General features: G+C 65.0%; 13 protein-coding genes. 5 read left to right on the top strand and 8 right to left on the bottom strand.

What is annotated here, in order from left to right; genetic code table 11:
- From DBR23_RS20600 to DBR23_RS20590, 3 genes are all read right to left on the bottom strand, one after another.
- Positions 1 to 256 (bottom strand): hypothetical protein (locus DBR23_RS20600; protein ID WP_192419880.1); only part of this gene is annotated, 256 nt, incomplete at its 3' end.
- Positions 253 to 678 carry a VOC family protein gene (locus DBR23_RS20595; protein ID WP_108499440.1) on the bottom strand — a complete coding sequence of 142 codons (426 nt, stop codon included), beginning with the start codon at positions 676 to 678 and terminating at the stop codon, positions 253 to 255. The genes DBR23_RS20595 and DBR23_RS20600, both read right to left, overlap by 4 nt.
- Positions 678 to 1,208, bottom strand: coding sequence for a helix-turn-helix domain-containing protein (locus DBR23_RS20590; RefSeq protein ID WP_233250617.1), 531 nt, complete (start codon positions 1,206 to 1,208; stop codon positions 678 to 680). Before DBR23_RS20590 ends, DBR23_RS20595 begins: the two co-directional genes overlap by 1 nt.
- A gap of 237 nt (positions 1,209 to 1,445) precedes the next feature.
- Between DBR23_RS20590 and DBR23_RS20585 the strand changes: the two genes are divergently transcribed.
- On the top strand, positions 1,446 to 2,207 hold the full coding sequence (locus DBR23_RS20585; protein ID WP_056058204.1) for an NAD(P)-dependent oxidoreductase: 762 nt from the start codon (positions 1,446 to 1,448) through the stop codon (positions 2,205 to 2,207).
- Between the two features lie 115 nt (positions 2,208 to 2,322).
- Here the strand turns inward: DBR23_RS20585 and pmbA are convergent, their stop codons facing one another.
- The gene (gene pmbA, locus DBR23_RS20580; protein WP_108499439.1) at positions 2,323 to 3,765 is read right to left on the bottom strand and encodes a metalloprotease PmbA; all 1,443 of its coding nucleotides are present in this window, start codon (positions 3,763 to 3,765) and stop codon (positions 2,323 to 2,325) included.
- Positions 3,766 to 3,829: 64 nt separating this feature from the next.
- On the opposite strand from pmbA, the gene yjgA reads away from it, so the two are divergent.
- From yjgA to DBR23_RS20565, 3 genes are all read left to right on the top strand, one after another.
- Positions 3,830 to 4,501 (top strand): ribosome biogenesis factor YjgA, encoded by a 672-nt coding sequence (gene yjgA / locus DBR23_RS20575; RefSeq protein ID WP_099730855.1) that lies wholly within the window; start codon positions 3,830 to 3,832, stop codon positions 4,499 to 4,501.
- A complete protein-coding gene (gene mog / locus DBR23_RS20570) occupies positions 4,494 to 5,093 on the top strand; it encodes a molybdopterin adenylyltransferase (RefSeq protein ID WP_108499438.1) in 600 nt (199 codons plus the stop codon). Before yjgA ends, mog begins: the two co-directional genes overlap by 8 nt.
- Positions 5,094 to 5,156: 63 nt before the next feature.
- On the top strand, positions 5,157 to 6,212 hold the full coding sequence (locus DBR23_RS20565; protein WP_108499437.1) for a hypothetical protein: 1,056 nt from the start codon (positions 5,157 to 5,159) through the stop codon (positions 6,210 to 6,212).
- Positions 6,213 to 6,244: 32 nt separating this feature from the next.
- Here DBR23_RS20565 and cysE read toward each other — a convergent pair whose 3' ends face one another.
- The gene (cysE, locus tag DBR23_RS20560; protein WP_056058188.1) at positions 6,245 to 7,027 is read right to left on the bottom strand and encodes a serine O-acetyltransferase; all 783 of its coding nucleotides are present in this window, start codon (positions 7,025 to 7,027) and stop codon (positions 6,245 to 6,247) included.
- Between the two features lie 36 nt (positions 7,028 to 7,063).
- Positions 7,064 to 7,876, bottom strand: coding sequence for an RNA methyltransferase (locus DBR23_RS20555; protein WP_108499436.1), 813 nt, complete (start codon positions 7,874 to 7,876; stop codon positions 7,064 to 7,066).
- Between the two features lie 173 nt (positions 7,877 to 8,049).
- Here DBR23_RS20555 and DBR23_RS20550 point away from each other — a divergent pair, with 173 nt between their 5' ends.
- On the top strand, positions 8,050 to 9,006 hold the full coding sequence (locus DBR23_RS20550; RefSeq protein WP_056058182.1) for an inositol monophosphatase family protein: 957 nt from the start codon (positions 8,050 to 8,052) through the stop codon (positions 9,004 to 9,006).
- Between the two features lie 206 nt (positions 9,007 to 9,212).
- Here DBR23_RS20550 and DBR23_RS20545 read toward each other — a convergent pair whose 3' ends face one another.
- Positions 9,213 to 10,343: a two-component system response regulator gene (locus DBR23_RS20545; RefSeq protein ID WP_108499435.1), complete on the bottom strand. Its 1,131-nt coding sequence runs from the start codon at positions 10,341 to 10,343 to the stop codon at positions 9,213 to 9,215.
- Positions 10,344 to 10,367: 24 nt separating this feature from the next.
- Positions 10,368 to 10,999, bottom strand: a 632-nt coding sequence (locus tag DBR23_RS31330) for an Hpt domain-containing protein (RefSeq protein WP_233250616.1), incomplete at its 5' end; no start/stop codon positions are given.

The following is a 10,999-nucleotide window of genomic DNA, read 5'->3' as shown; positions in this document are numbered from 1 at the left end:
ACGCGGGCGGCAAGCCCTGGGCGCCCGGGGCAGGCCGAACAGAAGACCGGACAGCAAGCCGCTGCAGGTAGGGTTGCACGAACAGGTACAACCCCGTCAACAGCAGCAGTGCCAGCGGCGGCAGGGGTGCGTACGTGACCCAGTCCGGCGGGTTGCCTGCACCCTGGGCGCGAGCCACAAAATTGGCGATGACGGCCAACATGAACGCCATCGACACCCAGCGATGGAACCGCCGAATTCCCGCACCGGCGCTCATTGCACACCTCCAGCAGCGAGCTGGATCAGCTTCCAGCCGTTGCCCGCCGGGTCCCGAAAGCCCGCGTCCACGTTGCCGTACCGGTCCACAGGCTCCTGTGTGAACTCCACGCCCAGGTCGCGCAGCCGGGTATACGCGCCGCGGCAGTCCGACACATGCAACACCAGCGGCGGCATGGCGCCCTTGGCCACCATGGCGCGCAGGGCTTGCGCCGTGGCCTCGTCGTGGATGGGCGGGCCGGGCCTGAACAACCCCAACTGAAAGCCCGGCTGGTCGGGGTGCTGCACCGTCAGCCAGCGGTAGGGGCCATTGCGCACGTCCGTATGCACCTGAAACCCGAGCTTGCCCACGTAAAACGTCAGGGCCTCGTCCTGGTCGTCCACATACACGCCCACCACGGCAATGCCTTGGTTCTTCGTCATCAGATCTCCTTGGTTGTTGATGACGGGTTTGTACCTTCCGCCAGGCGGCGGCGCTTCTCCGAAACTGCGGTGGTGAGGTCAGGGCGTTGTGCGGCTTTCAATACGCAGGCCGGCACCTTGCCCAATGGCTCCAAGCGGGCCTGGGCCTGAAGGCGCACCGCACCGGGGCTCTGCCCCGTGATGTCGCGAAAGGTGCGGCCGAAGGTGCCCAGGCTCTCCCAGCCGGTGGCAAACGCAATCTCGGTGATGGGCAAGTCCGTGTCGCGCAGCAGCGTGGTGGCCTGTTCGATGCGGCGGGTCAGCAGGTAGCGGTGGGGCGGGATGCCAAACGCCTGCCGGAAGGATCGTGCGAAATGCGCCTCAGAGACGCCGCTGACCTCGGCCAGCCGCTGCACCGGCCAGGCTTCGTGCGACGCAGCGTCCATGCGGTCCTTGGCGCGCAGCAGACGGCGCAACAGGGCCGGGACTTGCGGCGCAATGGGGTCAGCGGTATGGCCGTTGGCTGGGGGCTTCGGGGGCACGACAGGCATGGTGGGCACAGCATATCGCGTGTCCGTCGGCATTCCTGCACCACCTGTACGGCGGCAGGCAAGACCCGCGAGAACCCGCAGGCAAAGACAATCACTGTGAACAAAGTCACCGTCTTCGCGATGGGCCTCACCCGCCATTGGTGCTGCAGAGACGATGGCATGGAATCATCGCGGCATCGCCCGTCGATGACTACCCGGCCATCGGCAGACCTTTCCTCAATCCTCTCGCGAATCATCATGAAGCGTCTTCTCATCCTGGGAGCCACGGGCTCCCTCGGCCGCCACGTACTGCAGCAAGCTGTTGCGGCGGGCCACCAGGTGTCAGTGCTAGTGCGCAACCCTGCCCGGCTGCCCCAGGACCTTCGATCACGCATCACGGTGCACCAGGTGGACCTGGGGTCCGTGGCAATCAGCGCCTTGGCAGACATCATCCGGGGCCACGAGGCGTTGATCAACTGTGCGGGGCTGGTCACCGAAGGTCGCGCGTTTGTCGACCTTGTGGACCGCATTGTTTCCAGCGTGGAGTCCCTGGCCCCCGCAGAGCGGCCAACCTGCTGGTTTCTAGGGGGCGCTGCGGTGCTCGACATCGGCCAGACAGGCCGCCGGGGTGTTGAACTGCCCAAGGTGCGCGACACCTATTGGCCGCACAAGAAGAACTTTGAGCGCCTGAACACCTCGTCCCTCGATTGGCGCCTGCTGTGCCCGGGACCGATGGTCGACCAACCCGCGCTGGGGATCGCCCGGCTGCGCATCGCCGCGGACCAGCTGCCGGTCTCCGTGCCAGCCTTTGCGGGCAGGCTACCCAGCCCATTGATGCTGCTGCTGTTCGCATCGAAGGTGCCGCAGATGATCGTTCCCTATGCCGACGCAGCTTCTCTGATGCTGGCCCATCTTGAGCCCCGGGATGCGATGTCCCGGCACCGCGTCGGGCTCGCGCTGCCCGTGGGCATGCGCGGGAAGAAAGACACCTGGGCGGCCAAGCCCCGCAGTGCCACCTGACGAAACCCTCCATGAAAAAAGGCCCTCGCAGTCACGAGGGCCTGGGGCGGGAGAGTTGCAGAAAACCCGCATCACAACAGCCACTGGCGGTATCCGCCTGCTGCGGACGCGAACATCAGCTGCCCGCCACCTTCATGCGGTTGACCAGGATCGAACCCACCGTCTTGGCACCATAGTTGTAGGCATCGGCACCCACGGCCTCGATGCCCTTGAGCATGTCCTTGAGGTTGCCTGCAATGGTGATCTCGTGCACTGGGTAGGCGATCTGGCCGTTCTCGACCCAGAAGCCGCTCGCGCCGCGCGAATAGTCGCCCGTGACGTAGTTCACGCCCTGGCCCATCAGCTCCACCACAAACAGGCCCGTGCCCAGCTTTTGCAGCATGGCGTCCAGGTTGTCGCTGGCTTGCGTGAGGCGCGATGTCATCACCAGGTTGTGCGAGCCTCCGGCGTTGCCCGTGGTCTTCATGCCCAGCTTGCGGGCCGAGTAGCTCGACAGGAAGTAGCCCTGCACGCGACCACCCTGCACCACCTTGCGCGGCGCCACGCGCACGCCTTCTTCGTCAAACGGCGAGCTGCCCTTGCCACCCAGGATGAAGGGGTCTTCCAGGATGTCGATGTGCTTGGGAAAGACCATCTTGCCCAGCGAGTCGAGCAAGAAGCTGCTCTTGCGGTACAGCGAGCCGCCACTGATGGCCTGCACAAAACCGCCCAGCAGGCCAGCGGCCAGGGTCGACTCAAAAAGCACGGGGCATTGCGTGGTAGGGATCTTGCGGCTGCCCAGGCGGCTCAGCGCACGCTGCGCGGCGTAGCGACCCACGGCCTCGGGCGAGGCCAGATCGGCTGCGTTGCGCATCGAGCTGTACCAGGCGTCGCGCTGCATTTCGGCGTTCTTGCCGGGCAACGAGGCGATGGGGGCCACCGAGAAACTGTGGCGCGAGCTGGCATAGCCCCCGCGAAAGCCGCGTGTGTGAGCGCTGAAGAAATGGCTTTGCTGGGCCGACACGCCAGCACCTTCGCTGTTGGTGATGCGGCGATGCGTCTTGAAAGCCGCGGCCTCGCAGGCCTTGGCCATCTCTGCGGCTTCTTCGCTGGTGATGGCCCAGGGGTGGAAGAGTTGCAGGTCGCGGTGCGTCTCCTGGGGCGCGATATCGCCGGCGTCGGGCAGGCCAGCCACGGGGTCTTCGGCCGTGAAACGGGCGATGTCATAGGCCGCTTGCACGGTCTGCTCGATGGCCTTGGTAGAAAAGTCCGACGTGCTGGCGTTGCCTCGGCGGTGGCCGATGTAGACCGTCACGCCCAGCGACTTGTCACGGTTGCGCTCCACGTTCTCCAGCTCACCCTTGCGCACGCTGACCGACAGGCCACAGCCCTCGGACGCCTCGGCGCCCGCGTCGGTCGCACCGAGCTTTTTGGCATGGGCCAGGGCGCGGTCCACCAGGTCTTCAAAAAACGGGCGGCTGTAGCTGAAGCCGCTGTCAGGGGTGCGGGAGGTGGCAGCTGCGGGCACAGCAGCCAGCGCGCCAGGGGTGCGCGGGGCGCGGTTGGAGGGTTTGTTCATAGCGGCAGCTATGATACTTGCCACTGCGGCGCACCCTGCGCCCGCCTCTCTTTGCCCCCACCCCATGTCACGCAAACCCAAAAAAGGCTACTTTGTGCGAGGCCAGTTTGTTGCCGAAGGCAGCGAACTGGACATTCAGCTCAAGGCCGAACTCAAAGGCACGCCCGATGCCAGCCGCACCGATCTCAAGCGCGAGAGCGACGAACTGCAGGACCTGGGCAAGGAGCTTTTGAACCTGCGCGCCGACCTGTTCGACGCCGTGGGCCTGCCCGACAAACTGGTGGAGGCGCTGGCCGAGGCCAAGCGCATCACCAACTTTGAAGGCAAGCGCCGCCAGATGCAGTATGTGGGCAAGCTCATGCGCAAGCTCGAACCAGAGCTGGTACAGGCCGCCCGCCAGGCGCTGGAAGAACAGCACAAAGGCTCTGCCACCGAAAAGCTGCAACTGCATCTGGCCGAGCAATGGCGCGACCGCCTGATTGCCGACGACGATGCACTGGCCCCCTGGATGGCCGAGCATCCCGACACCGACACCCAGCAACTGCGCGCGCTGATCCGCCAGGCCCGCAAGGATGCGCAGCCTGCGGGCAAGGAGGCCAACGTCCAGGTCTCGCAAGGCCTGGCGCCCCGCAAGGGCCGTGCATACCGCGAGCTGTTCCAACTGGTGCGCGAGCACCTGGGCGGCACGGGCACGGCAGATGCCAGCGACACCGACGAGGACAACGACGATGAGTGAAGCCGTCCACGACGCCGTCAAGATCGGCATCGTCTCGATCAGCGACCGCGCCAGCACCGGTGTCTATGAAGACAAGGGCCTGCCTGCCTTGCAGGACTGGCTGACGCGCGCGCTGTACAACCCCATCACCTTCGAGTCGCGCCTGATCCCCGACGAGCAGGCCGGCATCAGCGCCACGCTGATCGAACTGGTGAACGCCGGTTGCGCGTTGGTGCTGACCACTGGCGGCACCGGCCCCGCGCTGCGCGACGTGACGCCCGAGGCCACGCTGGCCGTGGCGCACAAGGAGATGCCAGGCTTTGGCGAGCAGATGCGCCAGATCAGCCTGAAGTTTGTGCCTACCGCCATCCTCTCGCGCCAAGTCGCTGTGATCCGAGACCAGAGCCTGATCATTAATCTGCCTGGTCAGCCGAAGGCGATTGCCGAGACGCTGGAGGGGCTGAAGGACGCCAACGGCCAGCAGATCGTGCCGGGCATCTTCGCCGCCGTGCCTTACTGTGTGGACCTGATCGGCGGGCCGTACATGGAAACGCGGGATGAGGTCTGCAAGGCGTTCCGGCCCAAGAACGCTGTCCGGGCCAAGAACGCCTGAACCGCCTGCAGGCCAGCGCTGGCCCATGGGCGGAAGCTCCCCCCATCGCCCATCACACAGACGATGAAGTACCTTGCCTTCGCCCTCCCCCATCTGCTGATAGTCGCCCTGGCCTTGTGGATGTATGTGCGCATACGCGCCATGAAACAGCGCCAGGATGCTTTGGTGAAGGACCTCAAGGGCAGGCACTACTGGCGCATCAACCTGGCCCGCCCCGCATTTTTTGGACGCTGGATGCGGCTTATGGCCTTCGAAGCCAAGGGCGTGCTGATCGACGATGGAGAAGCATTCCGCATCCGGGGGCATTGGGCCAAGACGGGCAAGGCTTTCGAGTCGTTGGTGCCCAAATCGGGGCTGAAGGTCGAGTGGCTGGGCAACCAATCCATCAAGACGGGCAACATCCACTGGGCTCGGCTGGACACCCCCAAAGGCCAGGTGCTGTTCACCGCCGATACCGGCTGGAGCGCCGGGCCGTCGCGCGAGGCCTTGTGCGACATCTTCCGCTCGGCGTTTCCCGACTATCCGCTGGACGAAGAGAACACACACGATTTCGCACTGGAGAAGAACCCTCGCAGCCTGGGCGCGACGGTGCTGTTCCTGGGCCTGATGCTGTTTGCGCTGCTCGACAGCTTTGTGTTCTCCGGCTACGAGCTGACGGATGCGCAGCTCTTCAGCATCCTGCGCTCGCCCCTGACCTGGCTGTTGGCGTCGGTGGGCATCGCAGCGTTGGTGGCACTGTGCTACCGGTTCTTCGCCGCAGGGCGCATCCCCTCGCGCGAATCGATGGCGCTGGCCCTGATGCTGGGCGCCGTATCGGCCGGGGCTGCCCTGCCCGTGCTCAAGCGGGTAGACCAAATCCTGGCAGGCTCGGTGTCAGAAGACCACGCATACCGCCTGTCGAGCACCTATCGGCTGGAGCCTATCGACACCACGCAGGGCCTGCCGCCACTGAAGTTTCCGCGCATGCGGGACTATTGGGAGCAATGGCCCGACGGCAGCGAACACCGCATTCCGCTGATGCACGGACCGCTGGGGCTGTGGCAACTGGACCACGCAAAGTTTGATCCGCCCATCGTGGCTTTCTACGAAAAGAAGAGCAGCAAGCCTAGCAAGCACTGAGCCCGCAGTGCCCCCACGCAACGGCAGGAAGCCTACTTGCCCACCAGCTCGTTGAGCTTGCCCGCCTCGAACTGCTCCTTGATCGCCGCGTCACAGGGCACGCAGTCCTTGGCCTGCAGGTTGGCGGCCGAGAGCTTTTCGATGGCCTGCCACAGCAACGCAATCTGATGCTCTTGCGATGAGGCGTTGTCGATCAACCCACGCATGGCCTGCGAGAGCGGGTCGTCTTCCTGCGTGATGCCGTAGGCGGTGAATTTGCGCGATGGCTGGGGTTCGGTCACGTCGGCGCTCTGGCCTTCCTTGGACGGGATGATGCGTGCCGGGATGCCCACGGCCGTGGCGCCAGCGGGCACGGGTTTGATGACCACGGCATTGGAGCCGATCTTGGCGCCGTCGCCCACTTCAAAGCCGCCCAGCACCTTGGCGCCTGCACTCACCACCACATCTTTGCCCAGCGTGGGGTGGCGCTTGGTGCCCTTGTAGAGCGAGGTGCCGCCCAGGGTCACGCCCTGGTAGATGGTGCAGCCATCGCCGATCTCGGCGGTTTCGCCCACCACCACGCCCATGGCGTGGTCGAAGAACACACGCTCCCCGATCTTGGCGCCGGGATGGATCTCGATGCCGGTGAACCAGCGCGCAAAGTGCGAGATGAAGCGCCCCAGCCACTTCAGGCCGTGGTGCCAGCACCAGTGCGCGGGGCGGTGCAGCCAGATCGCGTGCAGGCCCGGATAACAGGTGATCACCTCCCACGTGCTGCGCGCGGCAGGATCGCGGTCGAGGATGCACTGGATATCGGAGCGCAAGCGGGCGAGCATTGGTTGTTATGGTTATTTGTAAATGGGCTGCACAGTCTATCGTTTCGCCTGCGCCGTCTCGATCATGGCTTTGGCGACACCTCTCAAGATGTGGATTTCCTCGGGGCTGAGCTGCGCGCGGTTGAAAAGCTGGTTAAGGCGGGGCATGAGCTTCTTGGGCGCGGCCGGGTCCAGGAAACCGATGGATGTGAGCGCCTGCTCCCAATGGCCCAGCATGCCCGCCACCTGGGCAGCGTCGGCCAACGCACGTGGCGGGGTGGCGTCCTGCACCGCAAAGCCGCCCAGCGCCTGGCGCCATTCGTAGGCGATCACCTGGATGGCCGCCCCCAGGTTGAGCGAGCCGAAGCCGGGGTTGGTGGGAATCGACAGCGCCACGTGGCAGCGGTACACATCCTCGTTGGTCATGCCAAACCGCTCCGAGCCAAAGAGAAAGGCCACACCGGCCTGCGGGGCCGCACTCGGGTCTGCAGCGGTGTCGTCGCCTGCGTTTTGAGGGTTCTTGGCCTCTAGCGCTAGTACTTCATGCCTGAGTAGCTCACTTTTTAATAGCGCTTCAAAGTGCGCACGCGGCGCTGCTGTGGGGGGACCAAAATCGCGTGGCGTCATGGCCGTGGCGCACAGGTGGCTGATACCGTCGAGCGCCTCGTCCAGCGTGGCAACGATGCGTGCGTTGTTCAGTACATCGAGGGCGCCGCTGGCGCGCTGGATGGTTTCCTCGCGCCTGAGCACGTTAGCCCAGCGGGGAGCGACCAGCACCAGGTCGTCAAATCCCATGGTTTTCATGGCACGGGCGGCAGCGCCCACATTGCCGGCGTGGCTGGTGTTGATCAGGACGAAACGGGTCTTCATGGACGGGATGAACGGGAAGGGGAAAGCGGCCGGTTAGGCAAAAAAGGGCACTGCGGGTAAAATCTTGCCCTCTATTGTCGCCGCCCGCATCGCCGGGACGGGTCGGACCTCCCCGCTCATCCTGTACGCAGACGCCCGCGCCATCTTGGCCGCGCTGCCAACCACCACAATTTATGTCGTCCAATCTGCACCCCATGCTCAACGTGGCCATCAAGGCCGCACGCGCCGCCGGCGCCATCATCAACCGCGCGGCCCTGGACGTGGAATCGGTGCGGATCTCGCAAAAGCAGATCAACGACTTTGTGACCGAGGTGGACCACGCCTCCGAAAAGATCATCATCGAGACGCTGCTGACGGCCTACCCCGGCCACGGCATCCTGGCTGAAGAGTCGGGCAAGGAATACGGCGCCAAGGATTCAGAATTTGTCTGGATCATCGACCCGCTGGACGGCACCACCAACTTCATCCACGGCTTCCCCGTGTATTGCGTGAGCATCGCGCTGGCCGTCAAGGGCAAGGTCGAGCAGGCTGTCGTGTACGACCCCACCCGCAACGACCTGTTCACCGCCACCAAGGGCCGCGGCGCCTACCTGAACGAGCGCCGCATCCGCGTCTCCAAGCGCACCCAGCTCAAGGACTGCCTGATCTCCACTGGCTTCCCCTTCCGCCCGGGCGACAACTTCAAGAGCTACCTGAACATGATGGCCGACGTGATGCAGCGCACCGCCGGTCTGCGCCGCCCCGGCGCCGCTGCGTTGGACCTGGCCTACGTGGCTGCGGGCTTCACCGACGGCTTCTTTGAAACGGGTCTGTCGATCTGGGACGTGGCAGCGGGCTCGCTGCTGGTGACCGAGGCCGGCGGCCTGGTGGGCAACTTCACGGGCGAGGCTGAATTTCTGGAGCAGCGGGAATGCCTGGCAGGCAACCCCCGCATCTACGGCCAGCTGGTGCCCATCCTGGGCAAGTACAGCAAGTTTGCGAGTGCTGGCGACAAGGCTGCTGTGCGCCAGGCGGCGACTCCCGACACGCCCGAAGCCAACAACATTCCAGAGACAGAAGGCGCTGCGGACGCAGCCGAATCGGCGGCGCCCCAGGCTGACTCAGCCAAGGGTGAAGACGCGCCGTTCTGAACATCTCAACTACCGCGCCTCACCGTCAAGCCAGCACACGATGACCGCTGAAAATATCTGGTAGCAGGACCGCGCAGTAGGCGCGCTCGTTACCAGCGCAGCCGTGCAAGGGCCGCCCCGCCGCACTGGCTGCGTCCCCCTTCCCGAATTGCGCAGCAATTCGAGAGAAGGGGGGAAGGCGCGAAGCGACTCAGGGGGATGCCTCCCTACACCGGGTCGGGATACTTCTGCGCGATGCTGCGGAAGTCTTCTGCAATGTCCACAAACGCGTCCACCATGTCGGGGTCAAAGTGCGTGCCCTTGCCCCGCACGATGGTGTTACAGGCCTGGTCGTGCGAAAACGCAGGCTTGTACACGCGTTTGCTGATGAGCGCGTCGTACACGTCGGCCACCGCCATCAGGCGCGCCGACACCGGGATGGTGTCGCCCGCCAGGCCCTGCGGGTAGCCAGAGCCGTCCCACTTCTCCTGGTGGCTGTAGGCGATCTCCTTGGACACGCTCAAAAAGGCCACGCGCATGCCCAGGCGCCGCTCGGCCTCGTCAATGGCATTGCGGCCCAGCGTGGTGTGGGTCTTCATCACCTCGAACTCCTCCACCGTGAGCTTGCCGGGCTTGAGCAGAATGCTGTCGGGGATGCCGATCTTGCCGATGTCGTGCAACGGGGCCGACTTGTACAGCAGCTCGATCATGCGGTCGTTCAGCACATGCTCAAAACGCGGGTGGTGGCGCAGGCGTTCGGCCAGGGTCTTCACATACAACTGGGTGCGGCGGATGTGGTTGCCCGTCTCGTTGTCGCGCGTTTCGGCCAGGGAGGTCATGGCCATGATGGTCACGTCCTGGATGGCCTGCACCTCCAGCGTGCGCATGGCGACCTCCCGTTCCAGGTATGCGCTTTTGTCGCGCAGAAAATCGGCGGTGGCCTTGAGCGCCAGGTGCGTGTTAACGCGCGCGAGCAGGATCGGCGGACTGATGGGTTTGGTGATGTAGTCCACAGCACCCAGGGCCAGTCCCATGCGCTCGTCGTCGGTGTCGGAACGCGCCGTCAGGAAGATCACCGGGATGTCGCGGGTGGCAGGCGCCTCCTTGAGGCGACGACAGACCTCGTAGCCATCCACCTCGGGCATCATGATGTCCAGCAGGATCAGATCGGGCGGCGTGGCCGACTGGGCAATTTTGAGGGCCTTCTCCCCATGGTTGGCCACCTTCACCACATAGTGCTCCCGCAGCAGACTGCCCATGAGCGTGAGGTTCTCGGGCGTGTCGTCCACCACGAGCACGGTGGCAATCGGCTTGTCAACCAAGGTCGCCGGGCTGGAGGCAAAAGGCGCGTTGTCCATGCAAATGTCCTGCGTGAATGCCGTTCAGGGGGTTTCGAGGGCCGGGGATTCAGAGCCCGGCACCGCAGCCAGGGCTTCCAGCGCCTGCTCGAAATCGAAATTCAGGGTGTGCTTTTCAACGACCTGGAAGGCGCTGCCCAGCGCCGCCTTGAGCACCACACCATTGTGTTGGAAAAATTCAGTGGCTGCAGGATCGTCCTGCTCCAGCAGGCGGCGCAAGTGCTGCCCTGCCTCGGCGGGCGTCATGCCGGCCCCCGGCGCCCTCGCATTGGGCGCCAAACCTGACTCAGGTGTCGTGCCCGCCTGCACGGCCTGCAGCACCCAGTCCTGCAGCCCGTGCAGCAGGGGCTGCAGCGCAGCCCGCAGCTCGGCCAGCAGCGGCACGATGGCCTCGTTGCCATGGCGAAAGCGCAGCGCGTGCTCCAGCGCCTGTGCGCGGTCCGACACGGCCTGCGCGCCAATGTTGGCTGCCACCGACCGCAGCGTGTGGGCCAGGCGCTCGGCCAGTGCAACATCGTGCACCGCGAGCGCACGCTGCAGCTCTGGCAACACCGGAGCCTGCCCTTGCACAAAGCGGCGCAGCATCTCGGCGTACAGCCCTGTCTTGCCCAGCGCGCGCTGCAGGCCCAGTTGGGTGTCCAGCCCTGGCAGATCAG

This window comes from Acidovorax sp. HMWF018 (genome assembly GCF_003061035.1).
GTDB classification, from domain to species: Bacteria; Pseudomonadota; Gammaproteobacteria; order Burkholderiales; family Burkholderiaceae_C; genus Acidovorax; species Acidovorax delafieldii.
Note: the sequence above shows the minus strand (reverse complement) of the source record. Positions and strands in the feature narration are given on the sequence as shown.